This is a genomic window from Bacillus sp. JJ1532 (assembly GCF_036965085.1).
In the GTDB taxonomy this organism is placed as follows: Bacteria; Bacillota; Bacilli; order Bacillales; family Cytobacillaceae; genus Cytobacillus.
Genome location: NZ_JBALOW010000003.1, coordinates 130,662 through 147,573 on the forward strand (window position 1 = coordinate 130,662; position 16,912 = coordinate 147,573).

15 protein-coding genes and 1 riboswitch are annotated in these 16,912 nt (G+C 37.7%); of the genes, 10 read left to right on the top strand and 5 right to left on the bottom strand.

What is annotated here, in order from left to right:
* Positions 1-464: 464 nt before the first annotated feature.
* From V7122_RS02000 to V7122_RS02020, 5 genes are all read left to right on the top strand, one after another.
* Positions 465-1,658, top strand: a complete 1,194-nt coding sequence (locus tag V7122_RS02000; RefSeq protein ID WP_335348127.1) for a PDZ domain-containing protein — start codon at positions 465-467, stop codon at positions 1,656-1,658.
* A 341-nt stretch (positions 1,659-1,999) separates the two neighbouring features.
* Positions 2,000-2,503, top strand: a complete 504-nt coding sequence (locus tag V7122_RS02005) for an arsinothricin resistance N-acetyltransferase ArsN1 family A (RefSeq protein ID WP_335348126.1) — start codon at positions 2,000-2,002, stop codon at positions 2,501-2,503.
* A 261-nt stretch (positions 2,504-2,764) separates the two neighbouring features.
* Positions 2,765-2,848: riboswitch (cyclic di-GMP riboswitch) on the top strand.
* Between the two features lie 149 nt (positions 2,849-2,997).
* Positions 2,998-3,219 carry a hypothetical protein gene (locus V7122_RS02010; RefSeq protein ID WP_335355496.1) on the top strand — a complete coding sequence of 74 codons (222 nt, stop codon included), beginning with the start codon at positions 2,998-3,000 and terminating at the stop codon, positions 3,217-3,219.
* 144 nt (positions 3,220-3,363) lie between these two features.
* Positions 3,364-3,576, top strand: a complete 213-nt coding sequence (locus V7122_RS02015; protein WP_335348125.1) for a DUF2187 family protein — start codon at positions 3,364-3,366, stop codon at positions 3,574-3,576.
* 111 nt (positions 3,577-3,687) lie between these two features.
* A complete protein-coding gene (locus V7122_RS02020) occupies positions 3,688-3,960 on the top strand; it encodes an HU family DNA-binding protein (protein WP_335525661.1) in 273 nt (90 codons plus the stop codon).
* A gap of 751 nt (positions 3,961-4,711) precedes the next feature.
* On the opposite strand, the gene V7122_RS02025 is transcribed toward V7122_RS02020, so the two are convergent.
* A complete protein-coding gene (locus V7122_RS02025) occupies positions 4,712-5,953 on the bottom strand; it encodes a polysaccharide deacetylase family protein (RefSeq protein WP_335346104.1) in 1,242 nt (413 codons plus the stop codon).
* A 45-nt stretch (positions 5,954-5,998) separates the two neighbouring features.
* A complete protein-coding gene (locus V7122_RS02030; protein ID WP_335346105.1) occupies positions 5,999-6,748 on the bottom strand; it encodes a hypothetical protein in 750 nt (249 codons plus the stop codon).
* Positions 6,749-7,289: 541 nt separating this feature from the next.
* Between V7122_RS02030 and V7122_RS02035 the strand changes: the two genes are divergently transcribed.
* The 4 genes from V7122_RS02035 to V7122_RS02050 all read left to right on the top strand — a co-directional run bounded on the left by V7122_RS02035 (position 7,290) and on the right by V7122_RS02050 (position 13,664).
* Positions 7,290-8,657, top strand: a complete 1,368-nt coding sequence (locus V7122_RS02035; RefSeq protein ID WP_335355525.1) for a sigma-54 interaction domain-containing protein — start codon at positions 7,290-7,292, stop codon at positions 8,655-8,657.
* Between the two features lie 328 nt (positions 8,658-8,985).
* Positions 8,986-10,308 carry a branched-chain amino acid transport system II carrier protein gene (gene brnQ / locus V7122_RS02040; RefSeq protein WP_335525662.1) on the top strand — a complete coding sequence of 441 codons (1,323 nt, stop codon included), beginning with the start codon at positions 8,986-8,988 and terminating at the stop codon, positions 10,306-10,308.
* A gap of 50 nt (positions 10,309-10,358) precedes the next feature.
* Positions 10,359-11,948, top strand: coding sequence for an amidohydrolase (locus V7122_RS02045; protein WP_335525663.1), 1,590 nt, complete (start codon positions 10,359-10,361; stop codon positions 11,946-11,948).
* A 138-nt stretch (positions 11,949-12,086) separates the two neighbouring features.
* Positions 12,087-13,664: an acetolactate synthase large subunit gene (locus tag V7122_RS02050; RefSeq protein ID WP_335525664.1), complete on the top strand. Its 1,578-nt coding sequence runs from the start codon at positions 12,087-12,089 to the stop codon at positions 13,662-13,664.
* Positions 13,665-13,977: 313 nt separating this feature from the next.
* Here the strand turns inward: V7122_RS02050 and V7122_RS02055 are convergent, their stop codons facing one another.
* On the bottom strand, positions 13,978-14,532 hold the full coding sequence (locus V7122_RS02055; protein WP_335525665.1) for a hypothetical protein: 555 nt from the start codon (positions 14,530-14,532) through the stop codon (positions 13,978-13,980).
* Positions 14,533-14,689: 157 nt separating this feature from the next.
* Positions 14,690-14,962, bottom strand: a complete 273-nt coding sequence (locus V7122_RS02060; protein WP_335525666.1) for an alpha/beta-type small acid-soluble spore protein — start codon at positions 14,960-14,962, stop codon at positions 14,690-14,692.
* Between the two features lie 176 nt (positions 14,963-15,138).
* Here V7122_RS02060 and V7122_RS02065 point away from each other — a divergent pair, with 176 nt between their 5' ends.
* On the top strand, positions 15,139-15,372 hold the full coding sequence (locus V7122_RS02065; protein ID WP_335346367.1) for a CsbA family protein: 234 nt from the start codon (positions 15,139-15,141) through the stop codon (positions 15,370-15,372).
* Between the two features lie 51 nt (positions 15,373-15,423).
* Here the strand turns inward: V7122_RS02065 and brnQ (V7122_RS02070) are convergent, their stop codons facing one another.
* Complete coding sequence (gene brnQ / locus V7122_RS02070) at positions 15,424-16,770, bottom strand: branched-chain amino acid transport system II carrier protein (RefSeq protein WP_335355522.1); 1,347 nt, start codon at positions 16,768-16,770, stop codon at positions 15,424-15,426.
* Between the last annotated feature and the right edge of the window lie 142 nt (positions 16,771-16,912).

Sequence of the window (16,912 nt, forward strand, 5' to 3'; positions counted from 1 at the left end):
CAAGGACATTTTGAGAGCCTCTGTCAGTTGAAAAGTCCGTCCAGCTGTGCTGCAAGGACATTTTGAGAGCCACAGCCAGTTGAAAAGTCCATCCAGCTTTTCTGCATGGACAATTTGAGAGCTTCAGCCAGTTGAAAAGTCCGTCCGGCTTTCTTGCAAGGACATTTGGAGAGCTTCAGCCACATGAAAAGTCCGTCCAGCTTTTTGCGGCAAGGACTTTTCTAAATAGATCCGCCCAATCCCCTAAATTTATTAAATAAAATTACTCACCAGATTCCCTTTTCAAAAATATAGCAATAGGCTTTAAGAGGACATTTTGATAGAATATAGAGTAATAGGTTAATTTAGCAATTTTTTAACTAATAAGTTCATTTCATTCCTATATTTCGGATGAGATGCATTCACACAAATGATTATTTTTCATACTTTCTTAAGTATTTTTCTAATAGAGGTGGGTGGCAAAGGTGGCTCTGGAATGGCTTTTTGAAATATTGAAGGGGATGGGTAAGCTTTTTCTTCACCCTGTTTTCTATTTTCTTTTCTTTATGGCTGCGGTATTGGGCGTTTCTCGGGTGAAGCGGGAGAGAAGGAATTTCCATGTTCGCGCGGAGAATGCCTATTTTGAGCTGAGGCAACTGCTTCCGTTGGGCGTTTTAGCTGGACTGGGGCTGTCGCTCGTGTCGGTTGTGGCAGGACTTGTAATTCCGATGGAAACAATCCTATTTACGGCGATCCTAACGGTCGTTTGGAGCTTAACGACTAAAGTACGCTGGATGTCGCCGGCCTATACGCTTGGCTTTGCTTTTTTTGTGACTATTTTTGCGGCAGAACTCCCATGGAAGCTGCCGGCGTTTTTAACTTCCATAACGGATTCAGAACAGACGATTTTTCCATCGATTGCTGCTCTGCTTGCGCTTCTTCTGATCGGGGAAGGCATCCTTATTTCCAGGAATGGCAGAAAGGGGTCATCACCTAAGCTGATCAATAGCAAACGCGGTCAGAGGGTTGGCATTCATGAGGTGAAGCGGCTCTGGATGCTGCCGATGTTTCTTCTCGTTCCGGGAGATGTGCTGCAGCCTCCTTTTGAATGGTGGCCAGTCTTTACGTTCGGCGGCAGCACGTATTCTCTGATTCTCGTACCGTTTGCTATTGGCTTTTTCCAGCAGATTCAGGGCAAGCTGCCAGCTGAAGCTGTGAAGGCAGTCGGTGGAAGGGTAATCGCTCTTGGCATATTCACCGCGCTTGCATCCATTTCAGGTTACTGGTATCCCCTTGCTTCCATTGCGGTGGTGGCGCTTGCAATTATTGGACGTGAAATGATTACGTTAAGACAGAGAATAGCGGAGGAGAATCTCCCATTCTATTTTTCAAAAAGAAATCATGGTGTTCTTGTCCTTGGGATCATTCCTGGATCTCCAGCCAACAATATGGCTCTACAGGTTGGAGAGATCATAACGAAGGTAAACGGTTTGGCTGTCCATGACCGAAACAGCTTCTATCAGGCACTCTTGAAAAACCGTGCCCATTGTAAGCTGGAGGTGCTCGATGTGAATGATCAAATCCGCTTTGCGCAAAGGGCCTTATATGAAGGGGACCACCATGAGCTTGGGATTCTCTTTGTGCAGGATGATAAGAAAAAGGGCAGTGAGGCAGTGTAATTAATGTGATTTTTCAAAATAACTTGGAATACAGTCATATTTCACTGGAATAATTTTTAATTTTACAAGAAGAGTGAAAAGAATAGATGTCGTTTTGAATAATGTTGAACTCTTTATAAGAAAGTAGTACTGTTTTGAAAAAAATTAACCGGAATGAATCTGCATTTAGGTTAATTTTTTTTGCTATTGGTAGGAGGATAATAATCCAGTGGGGCAAATAGGGCTTGGGAAGAGAATCCATTTTTTATCACGCTTTTTTCAAAATGGATTTTCTTTGTTTCTACCGAATAACAGTATTTTGTTAAAGAAAATATTGATAATTGCTGTTAAGGGGTGACAAGATGTTAGCGGTAATACGTAAAGCATATTTAAATGATATTGAATCCATTTTAAATATTTACAACCAAGGAATTGAAGACAAAATAGCAACTTTAGAAACCGAAACAAAAGATTTACAATACATGAAAGTGTGGTTTGAACAGCATAGAGGACGGTACAAGGTTATTGTTGCTGAACAAGAAGGACAAATAGTAGGGTGGTCTTCGTTAAATCAATATAATAGCCGTTGCGCTTATGCTGGAGTAGCAGATTTATCTGTGTATATTGCTAGGGAGTACCGAGGGAAGGGCATAGGAAGTTTGTTGCTAGCAGCTATAGAAAATATAGCCATAGAAAACTATTTTCATAAAATAGTTCTTTTTACATTTCCATTCAATAAGCTTGGTCAGGGTTTATATCAAAAGAAAGGATATCGTGAGGTTGGTACTTTTAAGAATCAGGGTATTCTGGACGGAAAATATGTTGACGTTATGGCAATGGAGAAGCTATTCGTGCAAACTAAGTAAAGGTAGCTTGGACTTGTGACAGGCGTGTATAGTTTGAAAATTTTTAAAAAAAGGTGATTTATTGCATTGTGATCAGGAAACGTATTAAAGTCTTATTTCAGCATACACACGATTTAAGAAGAGAAAAAAATTTCAAAAGGACTTTAGCATCATTTCATTTATATTCTAAATGGTAAAAAACTACTATTTTTGTAAAAACATGTTGGAAAATGACGAATTTTATTGGAAATTACATGCTAAAGTATTATTATAAAAGTATCAGTTTGATAAAGGCAAACTTATTGAAAGATAAGGACGCAAAGCCACGAGTCTAAGGTGATTAGCTATGATAGTCGGGTTACCAAATGATTGGATACTGTTACCTATGATAGAATAGCCTTTATCATACAAGTCCACCAATCTTTTTGGTGGGCTTTTTTTGAGATAGTTTTGGCGAAGCTTGGCTATCGAGTAAATGTAAAAAAATAAAAAAGGAGGTGGAATGTTAATTGACTGTGTTATTTGGTACAGTTGAATACTTTGAAAGAGAAATTTACAACTATCTGAATGAGAATCAATTAAAAGAATTAAGTGAAGACTTCCTATATGGCATTACTTCAAAACTAAAAAAAGAATTATTATATGATTTTGTTTGCGATGAAAGAATTCGGTTAGAATGTTTAGAAAACCTTAAATATGCAATTAGTAAGATAACACAAAGTAAGGAAGCGATCTGAGTTTAGATAATTTTAGAAAGGTGGTTTTTTTTAAGTATCATATCTTTTTAATGTTGATTTTATTCATCTAAACAGAATAATCTTCCTTATAGTCAATAGAAATCAGCCATTTGAATAATATTAATAGGAGCGTAATAACAGAAAATGCAAAAAGAAAAGAGTGAATTTTCTGGTAAAAAGAGAGCAAATGCAGGGGATGCTATCCTTTTTGAAAGAAGAAGTAATACATATAAAGGTAGAGTGTTTCTTGTTCGGACTAATAGTGTATTAGTCGAAATTTCAAGTAAGGATGCAAAAGCTTTAGGATACGAAATGCCAAATACAGTTGTTCGGCATGGGAAATATACTCTAGTGTGAGTTTGAAAATCAAATTTTTATCTAATTAGTTTATACTTAAAATAGAAAAAAAGAAGAAATTATGATATGTTTTTTATTGCTACATGTATATAAAAATTGAGGTGTATAAAAATGAATAAAACAGAATTAGTGAAAGCTGTATCAACACAGACAGAGTTAACATTAAAAGATGCTGGGAATGTAGTTGATGCGATAGTTGAAACAATTACTAACACACTTGCTAAAGAAGATAGAATCCAATTAATTGGATTTGGAACGTTTGAAGTTCGTGAACGATCTGCAAGAAAAGGTCGTAATCCACAAACAGGCGAAGAAATAGAAATTGCAGCTTCTAAAGTTCCGGCCTTTAAACCGGGTAAGGAATTAAAAGAAGCGGTTAAATAAATATTTATTTTTAAAATAGTTTAAATACTCTGGATTAGTTAGTCTCCAGAGTATTTTTTATTTTAATGCATAATTATTTCTAGTTCTGTTTTTCTAAACAACTTTATTGTCACTCATCACTATTTGGCAGTCTCAGCATTCTACAGTCCGGCTTTTTTATCTAATTCTTTAAAAAGCTTATCACTATTATTTGTGCTAATTTCTTACCTTACATATTTAGGAATTAACTTTTCAATATCTTTATTGTAATTTTTCCCATCTCTTAGTGACTTTTAATCTTTAATATTTAACTCCTCACCATTGCTTAACTCTAATACGATTGGCATAGAGAAGCCCGATGTTTTCTTAAACACATCGTCTTCATTTTCTTTATAATACTCTTACTTGCCATCTAAATATATAATTCCCTTTTTCTCTGTTACTGCCAAGGATTTTGTAAGAACTGTATATTTTACCGTTTTTTGAGTTTCTTAAAAGCAGTAATATAATCCTCAATTTTTTTATCGGTAAAAATTGCCCCATATTACTGCATCGATAATGGTAGAGCTTTTTAGAGTATGTACAAAACGATAAAACATTTCTTGATTTGAAGTTTCTAATAGTAGCATATATTTAGTTTCGTGGCAGCGAAGAATAAACGAGTTTTTTAATAGCATATCGTAACCTAAAAACAAAGATCCTATAGAACGAAGTAATTTATAGATCTAGAGGATCTGCTTTTTATTTTTTGGAAAAATTATCTTGAGATCATTTACTGTAAATTTATGATTTTTAGATTCTGTTCCTGCAAGTGCTCAATTATTTTGGGTAAAGCATCAATGACAGCTTGAGATTCGTGCAAAAGGATTATTGATCCCGATGCTTCCGTGTTACGAATAAAATTATATATTTTATCTGTATCACGAGTTTTCCAATCTTTCGGATCCCTATTCCAAAGTATCATTTTGTTTTGGTAATTATGCACTGTATCTTTTGTCTGTTCATTAAACGCTCCATAAGGTGGTCTGAAGAGGACTACTTTTTCATTCGTAATTTCCTCTATTGCTTTAGTACCTTGAATAAATTCATCTTCTTGTTTTTCATAAGAAAGATCCGACAATTTTAAATGATTCATAGAATGACTACCAATCGAATATTTATTTGATTGAACATATTGAACGTAGTCAGGATGTTTTTTTGCATTAGTTCCTATAAAGAAAAAAGTACCACCAACCTTGTATTTCTTTAATATATCAACGATCTCCACTGTATATTTAGAAGGGCCATCATCGAATGTAAGGGACACATAGCCTTCTGGAATGCTGTATGTTATGGAGTCATCTAGTTTAATATAAGGAAGACTAGATTGCGTGGATTCATCTTTTACTAATTTTGTAGCTGGTGTAACAACGTTTTTTTTATTTATTAAATTGACTTCGGCAGTTTTAGCTTCTGCGATTGGAATAGTGATATTTTTGATGGTAGGCGTATTTACATACGAGTGATTTGAATATCCAAACAGTATGGAAAAAATAGCACCAATCATGGCAACACTGACCCATTTAAGCGGAATCTTGTATCCTTTTGAAATCAATTCTTCATTTTGCTTATTTTTCTGTTCAATTGTTTTTTCATCAATTGCTGATAGATTAGTAGATAAAAATGGTAGTTTTTTAAAATCGTTAACATTTTGTGTGTTTTTAATAGAATCTAAATTGTTTTTGTAATCCATTGAACAAGCAAAATAAATTCGGTCACTTTTATCACGGTATGTTCTTGTAATAAAACTTATGTATTGCTTTTTGATTGTGTCTAATGTTGTATGTAATGATAATCTGTATTTATGTTTTTTATCAAATTCAGATATTGTCATTAAATTCTTTGCAGTATCACTGTCAACTTCCCAAAACAGTACATCTTCTTGCTCAAAGGATAACTTTATGCGTAAATATGATTTTTCGTTACTCTTTTCAATAGATACTAGTTCAAGTACTTTTCCGTGGTAGACTGCCATGGTTGCACTTCCTTCTCTAGTTGTAATTAACTAACTTCTAGCTGTTTATTCCGATTGTGATAGATTAGAAGCAGTTGCCTTTGTTGAGAAAGAGAAGGACATTTTCTCGGTAAAATCATTAATGGTTTGCATTAACTGAGCCTTATCATCTACAAGTTTTTGATATTGTTCAGTATATTTTTGATTTTCTATTTCTAGGTTTCTAATTTTATCTTCAAGCTCATTGATTTTTAACATACTTTGATATTGAGCATTCGTTGATTCTTCATTAAGTTTGTTGTATTTAGCCGTTTCGGTTTCAAGTTGATTTGAGATCTTTTCATACTCCATGTTTGATGTAAGCTGATATTCCTTATAATCCTCAAGGAGCTGATCATACCTCATTTGTTTGTTAGTTAGGTTATTTTCTAAATCACGAATTTCCTTATTCTTTTCTTGTAAAAGTTGGTCTTTCTTTATTTGATCATGCTTAAAACGATTAATCGTTTCATTTGCTGTAAATAATTGATCCTCAAGCCCTTTGTATTTATAAAACTGCAATTGGCGTTCCTTAAGCATGTTTTCTATAGAAACAATTACATCCAATGCTATTTTATCCTGGTCATCCTTTGAAAATAAGTTGTTATTACTATTTAAAACTGGCTGCTCATACTCTTTAATAGTATTAGCCGACTCATCTACAATCATATCAGTTACTACTTCTTGCTGTTCTGCACTAATTTTCTCCGTTTGGTTTTGATAAGAAAGTACCCCTTTAAACCAACTAATTCCTTTTTTATCTATTTCACTAGCCAAAATCTCATCTCCTATTTTTGTATATTTAAGATCAAAGACCTATCTATACTAAATATTAACATACAAAAAATACTATAAAATATTAAAAAAGGCCCAATTTTATAATATCTATGTCGAAAGATGTAATCTATTGGATAATTAGTTGTTTAATAAAAGGGCTGTTTTATTTACTGTAGTGAAAAAGCATTGATTAGGGGAGGAGAGGGGGGATAACAATATTATAGAAATGGGCAGTAATAGTTAGATGTGACTCAACTTCAAATAGTAAAGGAATCTAATTGAAATTGTATTAATTCTCATAAATTATGAAAAAATGCTAGTAATTATATTTGTCAATATTGGATGCCATTCTCACTAATTATGGAAAATCACAAATCACCTGGCCTTGTGGAAATGTAAACAATGGGAATCGGCATCAGTCGGTTCTCATATTTTTTTGCTAATAGCTAGGGCAAGCTATAAAAAAATTTGTCTTCGTTCAAAGTGTCTGTATACTGTTTATATATTATATTGCTTTTCGATGGGAGGGATAAATGTGAATATGGATGTACCCAATTTGAAGCATTTATCTGATTTTGACAATGTTCTTGTTGTTGATAAAACGGGGAAAACGATTTTTTATGATTTAGCAGACTTGCATATTTTGAAGAAGCTTGGTCAAAAGCCAGAGGAGTTTCTTGGAAAAAACATTACGTCTTTTTATAAAAATTTGACTGTTGAAAATAGCACGATTATGAATGTGTTAAGAACAGGGGAAGCTTTATGTGAAGTTGAGCAGCAAATGATCACGAAAACGGGGAGTACGTTCGTATCGAAAAGCTCTACATATCCGATTAAGCAGGATAACACAGTAATTGGGGCTATAGAGTTTTCAAAGCATTTTTTTACGAAAGAAGATATTCAATTTCTTGATCAGTATGCTGGGCATAAAATATATCGAAAAAATAATACCATTTATACAATTGATGATATTGTGACGGTTAATCCGCAGATGATAGCTGTTAAAAATAAGATTGAAAAAGTAGCGAAAACGGACTCTACGATCTTAATTTATGGGCAAACCGGTACAGGCAAAGAGGTTGTGGCCCAGTCTATACATAATTTGAGTGAGCGATTTGGCAATCCGTTTATTTCCTTCAACTGTGGAGCGATCCCAGCGAGCCTGATGGAAAGCACGTTATTTGGCACAACTAAGGGCAGCTATACTGGTTCGGAGGATATGCCTGGTCTGTTTGAACAGGCAGAGGGGGGCACGCTGTTTTTAGATGAAATTAACTCGCTTGATATTAATCTTCAGGTGAAGCTGCTAAAGGCGATTGAGGAAAAGACTATTCGCCGGATTGGCGGTAAAAAAAATATTCAATTAGATATAAGAGTGCTTTCCGCGACCAATGAGGATCCGGATATTCTCGTTGCTGAAAAGCGATTAAGACAGGATTTATTTTTTCGTTTAGGGGTCGTGCAAATCAATCTGCCAAAGCTCTCAGTCAGACCTGATGACATTGAAGTACTTCTACAATATTATGTGAAATTTTACACCAACAATATGAATATATATGTGGAAGGCATAACGGAGGAAGCACTTGAATGTTTTAAACGATACAGCTGGCCGGGAAATATTAGAGAGCTGAAGAACGCGGTGGAGAACGCCTTTAACAACGTGAGTTCAAATCTCATTACCATCGATGATATTCCTGATCGAATTAGAAATTATTCCGAAAAAGAAGCAAAAGTGAACGTTAGTCATACGAAGATGCTGCCGTTGAAGGATGCAGTTGAAAGCTATGAAAAAACAATCATCATGAATGAACTGCATGAAACGAACGGAAAAATAGCAGAAACAGCGAGGCGTTTAGGGCTTTCCAAGCAATCTTTAAAATACAAATTGGACAAGTATCAATTAAGGTAATAGTAAAGATTTTTTTACGGAGGGGGAGAAAATTTTCCCCCTCTTTTTTTGTCCATTAATGAAACCAATGATGCTGGCTGAATAAATATTTCCATGATTTAAAATAATGAAAAGTATTATAATGGAAAGAAAATTGTCGAAAAACCTGTCAGTTTAAGACTTTTCTTGTCATAGAATCTTCAAAAAATCTAAAACGACAGCTACTAAAATTAAAGTTGGCATGCAAATTGCATTTATAAAGATATCTTGCTCGGGAAGAACTTCCTAGAGCAAAGGCAAAAAGGAAAATGAAAACGATTTCTATTGGTAAAAGAAAGGGATGAGAAATATGAATAAAACGGTCCAGCATAGTCTTATATTAGGTTTTGCCTTATTCGCCATTTACTTCGGTGCAGGAAACTTAATCTTTCCTCCGTCTATTGGCAACGCCTCGGGCACGAATTGGATTCCTGCGCTGATTGGCTTCTGTGTTACGGGAATTGCACTCCCATTATTAGCTGTCATCGCCATTTTAAACGCAGGAGGCAGGTTTGAAGAATTAACGAGACCCATCAGTCCGTGGTTCTATAAAGCTTTTAATCTGTTGCTCATGGTTGGGATTGGTATGTTTGTCACCATTCCTCGCATGGCAGCTACTACTCATGAGCTTGGTGTTTACACTTTATTTCCTCAAGTACCATCCATTGTTACAATTATCGTCTTTTTTGCAATAAGTTTTTATTTTGCCATGGATAAATCTAATGTTATAGAAAAAATCGGGAAGTTTTTAACGCCTTTATTAGTGCTAATTCTTCTATATATTGTTGGAAAAGGAGTATTTAATCCAATTGGAACTCCTGTTGCAACAGATTTGAAATCGCCATTTTCCAATGCCTTTATTAGTGCCTATCAGACAGGTGATGTTGTTACTGGGATTTTTTGTGCCCCTATTTTTATCGCTGCGATTTTGAGCTATGGCTATAAAGGAAAAGGGATGCGCAAAATTGCGATTACTGGAACATTGATTGCGGGTGCCGGCCTTTTGATTGTTTATGGCGGGTTGCTTTACATTGGGGCTTCCGGCAGCGGAATGTTCCCAAATGATATGGATAGTACAGCTCTCGTATCTGAATTAGTTAACCACCTATTAGGGAGTAGCGGTGCAGTTGCCCTATCAATCGCCATCGCATTAGCATGTTTAACCTCTGCCATCGGTGTTATTGCTGTTATAGCTGAATTTCTAAATGATTTAACGAAAAATAAATTTGGCTATCGTGTTTGGGCGTTAGTTGTTTGTTTAACAGGAATTGCGATCGGAACAATGGGAGTAGAAAAAATTATTAACTATACCCTGCCAATCTTCCTAGCACTATACCCAGTAGCCATTGTTCTAGTTTTCCTTGGTTTATTCCGAAAAGTAATCCCGAATCCTGGTTCCTATCGTGGAGCGATTCTTTTAACATTTATTGTTAGTGTGTTAGAAACATTAGGAGCGATCGGCATTCATATTTCGGCGGTACAAAGCTTTATCTCTATGCTTCCATTGAGTGCAAACGGTTTTTCATGGCTTGTACCCGCCATCATTGGATTTATTTTAGGAACATTTATCTATAAAACTATTTCTGTAAAAAAAGATCAGGACCCTACGATAGAACTTTTAGAAAATGAATAATGTGGATCACGTTCAACTAGTGAAGACATTAATGGTAAGGAGAGGGAGTTATGAATAAAACAATTTTTCATAATGGGCGAATTTTCACATCAAATCCAGATCAGCCCTATGCTAGCGCAATGATTGTGAGCGAAGGGCGTATCGCTTGGATTGGCAATGAAGGGGATTTGGTTGAACTGGAAGGAGAGCGTGTCAATCTTCAAGATCGCCGTGTTATGCCTGGAATTATTGATGCGCATTTACATCCACTTTATTTAGCGAATGCCGCTAAGCAGGTTGCCTGTATGGCTCCAGTTGTTTATTCCATTGATGATATGGTTCAAGCGATTCGCAAACGGAGTGAATCTATAGGCTCTGGCGAATGGATTGAAGGCTGGGGCTATGATGAAGGAAAGCTAAGGGATGGGCGCGCGCCTTTTCGTTCAGATTTAGATAAAGCGGCTCCTGATATTCCTATTGTAGTAACACGTACATGCGGCCATATTATCTCCGTCAATAGCAGGGCTTTGGAGATGGCGGGGATTACGAAGTACACACCAAATCCTCCAGGAGGACAAATTGATCGCGACGTAAAAGGTGAACCGACAGGTATTTTACGAGAAAGTGCAAGGCATATTGTCTTAAATGCGATGCCAGCTCGCTCGATAGAAGAAAATGCAACACTTCTTGCTAAGTTAAGTCCGTTTTTATTCGAGCGGGGGATTACGGCCATTACGGATCTTATGGCATTAAACAAGCCTATTGACTACTTAGACATGTATAATGAAGCGCGAGATCACGGGCTGAAACAGCGGACTGTCCTCTACTATATGTGGGAGGATTTAAAGAAGAAAATGATCTTGGACGAATATAAGACAAATAGAGAAAACCCCATTCATATAGGCGGAATTAAGCTGTTTGCAGACGGCAGTGTGTCTGGCAGAACATCTTGGGTCAACCCTCCGTTCCTAGGTGATGATGAAAACTGCGGCATTTCTACAACTTCTAGAGAAGAATTGCTTGAAGCGGCTGAGGCGGCAGAAAAGTATGGTGTGCAATTAGTCGTTCACGCGATGGGTGAGCAAGCGATCGACTTGATCGTTGATACATTTTACGGGAAAAAGGGCTGGCTGGAGGATGCGCCTTCTATTCGCATCGAGCACGCGGCAATGCCAACAGAACAGGCGATTCAGCGTGCGGCTGAAATGGGCATTGCCTTTGTTCCGCAGCCGATTTTCCTTTTTGCTGAAATCGAAAGCTATTTAAATAATCTTGGGGCAGAGCGTTCAAAAACGACTTACCCAGTTAAAAAGATGCTGGATGCAGGCATTAAGGTAGCCTTCTCTTCTGATGCGCCAGCAACGGCATGGGTAGATCCGGTTGATCCTTTTGTCAGCATCAAGGCAGCTGTTACACGTGTGGCGTATGATGGAACAGACACAGGCAAGGATCAGCGCGTAGATGTGGAAACGGCAATTGAGCTTTACACACGTGCCGCTCAGGAGATCACACGTATTCCGGCAATCGGCCAATTAAAGCAAGGGTATGAGGCTGACTTTATCGTATTGAATAAGGATATTCTTGAAGTGAGCACTGAACAGATTGATGAGGTTAGGGTAAAAGCGACCTATATGGGCGGGGAAAAGGTATTTGAAAAATAATAATGAGAGGAAGCGAGTTGGTGACAATTTGCTTCCTCCTTTTTTCATTCAGTCACGATAAATGATTCCAGAATAATAGGCAAAACTACAAATAACCAATCTATTCATGCAAGTGGTAAATCTATTTAGGAGGATCATATGAAAGCGACTGATGTTCTTGTTCGATGTTTAGAAAATGAAGGAGTGGAATATATTTTTGGAATCATGGGAAAAGAAACGCTGGATTTCATCGATTCCCTTTCCCGATCTAAGCAAATTCAATTTGTGAATACGAGGCATGAGCAAGGAGCTGCCTTTATGGCTGATGTTTACGGGAGGCTGTCTCGAAAAGCAGGGGTGTGTACGTCTACATTGGGGCCAGGGGCAACGAATTTATTAACGGGGATTGCGAGTGCAACTCTTGATTTCTCACCTGCCGTGGCATTCATCGGACAGGCTGGATTGGAAAGACAGCATAAGGAATCCCATCAATATTTGGATTTGGTCAAAATATTCGAGCCGGCAACGAAATGGAGCATTCAAATTAAGGATTCCCTAACGATTGCAGAGGTAGTAAATAAAGCCTTTCAGAAGGCAAAAATGGAAAAGCCAGGCGCTGTCATCGTGGAATTACCGGAAAATTTTGCTGCTCAGAAAATTCCTGGCAATGCGATGACTGTCAAACCGCTGCCAGTCTATACGCCCGTAAATGAAGAGATCAAAGCAGCTATTGACCAAATCAACAATAGCCAAAGGCCATTTATCATCATCGGGCATGGGGTGATTAGGGGTGAAGCCGTGAAAGAGGTGCAAGCATTCATTGACCATCTTCAGGCACCTGTTACTCATAGCATGAAAGCAAAAGGGATTATGCCTAAAGATCATTCGCTAAATTATTTTACGTTTGGCTTCAGCGAGCAGGATGAGGTGCTGCCGGGGATCGAGGAGGCTGATCTGCTTATGGTTATCGGATATGATTTTGTGGAGCGGCTTCCTAAGGAATGGAATAAAAAGAAGGTGCCAGTTATCCATATTAATGCCGTTCTGGCTGAATCGGATGAATATTATCCTATTCAAAGCGAATTGGTTGGAGATGTTAAAAGGACTTTGCAGGCTTTTAACGAGTTTGAAATCAAGCCGAAGCCGTGGGAGCCATCTGGGAATTTACGGGAGCAAATAAAACGGGCCTACCATTTGAATGAAGAAGCCAATTCTTCTTTATCCATTACATCCATTTTGCAAGCCATTGAAAAGCGTACATGTGAAAATACGATTATCCTATCGGATGTAGGTTCACATAAAGTATCAATAGCCCGGACTTATCAGCCGAAGAAGCCGAATAAGCTTATTATCTCCAACGGACTGGCTTCAATGGGGATAGCCATTCCAGGTGCCATTGGAGCCAAATTGGCATGCCCAACTGATCCGGTCATTTGCATAGCGGGTGACGGGGGAGCCCTAATGAACTTTGCAGAAATCGAAACAGCGGCAAGATTAGGATTGTCCTTTGTGATCATTGTCCTTAACGATTCGAAGCTGAAATTGGAAGAACAAATGATGATGAAAAAACTGGGCAATGATTTTGGAACTGCTTTTGGAAACCCTGATTTTGTACAGCTTGCGAGAAGTTTTGGTATTAAAGGAGTGCGGACTGCGGATATACTCGAATTCGAGGGCATACTCAATGAGGCGTTAAAGCAGGGCGAACTAACTCTGATTGAAATTAATTTAGGATAAATGCTGTTACTGGGGAATATCCCCTCTGGGAGTTCATCAATCTGGACAAACGAAGCCAGTCATCGTGGATATTATACTGAGCAGATATCAGCTGGGGAGCCTGATGCCCATTGGTGTTGAATATTGTTCCGAACGGTCATCAGTTGTGCAGCCTGATGCCCAACACCGCGGAAAAACGCTCTGGACGGTCATCAGCTTGGTAATCTGATGACCATCACCGTAAAAAATCGCTCCGAACGGTCATCAACTGGGGAGTTTATCACTGACTTTAGTCTATTAGAAAAACTCCCTGAAACAGGTATCATCTGAAAGCTTACGAAAATAGTATACCTCGGATTCTTTTTATGAGCCTAGTGCTTAAAACAACCCAGATCCAGCTATAAAAAGTAGAGAAAATAAAAATCAAGCCGATAATCGAAACGCTAAATTGATGGGAAATGGCTGGCCCTAATACAGGGAATTTCAATCCGTATAATAATAGGCAGATTCCAATCATTAGGCCTGCCGCCCCGCTCAAAATATGAATCCACCTTTTTCGAAACAGGTGAAAGGAAATCCCGATTAATAGCCCCAATAGCCCCGTTGTAAAAGGAAAAACAATTAACTCGGCAGGCTGTAATATCAGAAGTAATAGAGCTGTTAATATGTAGGAAGCCAGACCGAGTGGAATCGAAAAAATAGAGCAAACAATAATAGGTGCAGTAGCCAAGGGGCTAATGAAATAACCAACTCCCGGTAAAAATCCTCCTGCCGATTGAAAAATGGCCCCGATGCTGCTCAAAAGAGAGAGTAGCACAATCTTTTTCGCCCTAGGCCATTTTTTAAAAGCAGCTTGTATTTCGTTCATATCTTTTTTAAAATAGTGCATGGCAAACCTCCCTATGCCATCCACTATATTCACGGAAATCCTTTTTATTATATATATCCTTTAGTAAATAAGATTTCGACCTTGAATTGCCATCATATCTTTAATAGGACCATTTAGGAGGCAAATTCCTAAATAGGCAGTTTTACAAACCGTCCGCTTATTTTTTCATCTGTTCCTGTGCTATTCGGACAAGCTCTTTCACCATGCTCCCGCCGATTTTTCCGCCGACCTTTCCAGCTTCTCTTGAGGTAAGGCGGCCATTGTAGCCTTTTTGCAGGGGCACGCCCACTTCATCCGCTACTTCAAACTTTACATGGTCGGGGTTCTCTCTGTCCACTTGGTATCCTTCATTGGCCATAACCTTATTCTTGAACTGATCTAAAGCTCCTCTTGAATCTGGTACGAGAGGGCGCCGCTTTCTTCTAGCCATGTTTTCCGGCCTCCTTGATATGCGAATTTACCAATAGTGTGTGCGGATCTAATCGGTTTATCCTGTGGAATAATCTTGTAAAACCTATCGAAATAGGGGATTCTATGTTATCTTATAGGAAAGAATGGTGCCTTTGGCTTTTCTAATTGATCATTTTGAAAAAGAAGGTGTAATCATTGTTATTAAAATACCTATCAGCTCTGCTGCTGCCGGGACTGCTAGTGGTGCTGTTTACGAGAGTGGCATATAATCGTGTGATTGGTCTTGTATTGACGGTAGCATTAATTGCAGCTTCAGTTTATAAAGGCTATACAGATTCAATATGGCTCATTGTTGTCGATGCGTTTTCACTGACTGCTGGCTTCTGGTATGCAAATAGAATGAAGGAAAATATCCACAAAAGATCTTAATATGAAAAAAAGGCGATTCTTCATTACAAAAGAATCGCCTTTTTATATCTTTTATTTTCCTTCAATTGCTGATGCTTTTAAGCTTTCTTTTTTTCCAAAGCTAAACGCATATCCGATAATTCCACCGATGATGGCAGGAATGATCCAGCCAATTCCTACAGAATATCCTGGAAGGATCGCTGTAAATAAATCATTGATCGCTTTAATTTCGATGCCAGCCGCGTTTAATCCGTCAAATAAGCTAACGATAAAGGTCATTAAAATACTGCCTTGATAAACAGCTGTTTTGCCCTTGAAAATAGGGTGTAGAAACGTTAATGCCATCAAGCAAATAGCTAATGGATAAAGCGCTACTAAAACTGGAACGGAAATTGAAATTAAAGTAGACAATCCAAAGTTAGCAATCGCCGTGCTAAAAACGGAGAAGATAACAGCCCACTTTGTATAAGAAATACTTGGTGCTAGTTTATTAAAATAGGAAGCACATGCTGTAATCAGACCAATACTTGTTGTTAAACACGCAGCAATAACAATAAGCGCTAATAACACTTTCCCGAATGAACCGAAATAATGGGTAGAGACTGCAGCAAGAATCTCCCCACCGTTTTCTAAATGCCCAAGTCCTTCAACGCTAGATGCGCCCATATAGGCAAGGGATGAATAAATGACCGCCAATAGGCCAGCTGCAATGAAAGCAACCTTCATACTAGAAGTCATAATTTGTTTCTTCGTTTGTGCGCCTCTATCTTTCATTGTATTGATGACGATGATACCGAATACAAACGCAGCAAGTGCATCCATCGTCAAGTAGCCCTCTTGGAATCCTTTAAAAAAGGCATTTTCCATATAAGTTTCAGTAGGAGCTTGAATTTGTCCGATTGGGTTAATAAATACTACAACAATAAGAATGGCAATAAAAATTAATAATAATGGCGTTAATATTTTTCCAACAATATCTACAAGCTTAGAAGCCTTTAATGAAAAGAATAACGTAACTCCGAAAAAGATAATGGAGAAAATGATTAACGGCAGGACACTGTTCGTTTCACCAATAAATGGTTTAATGCCAATTTCGTAAGAAACTGTGCCTGTTCTTGGTATAGCAAATAATGGACCAATTGATAAATATAGAGCCACTGTAAAGAAAACTCCGTAAGCTGGGTTCACACGGCTTGCTAATGATTGCAAATCACTTTTACCTGAAAAGCCTAAAGCTAATATTCCTAGAAATGGCAAGCCTACGCCAGTTACGATAAATCCGGCATTAGCTGCCCACACATTTTCACCTGCCATTTGCCCAAGCATGACGGGGAAAATTAAGTTCCCAGCCCCAAAGAATAAAGCAAATAGCATAAAACCTGCAGCAATCAAAAATGAAAATGACCCTCTTGATGACATAATGAATTCCCTCCTGTTTACATAAATAATGGACTGCAGTTCTGATAGGGAGATTTTTTTGTCTATTCATCTATGAATCCCAAATCAGATCAGTAAGTTATTATAATATTTTTATTATTGTAAATTGAGTAAAAGCAAACGT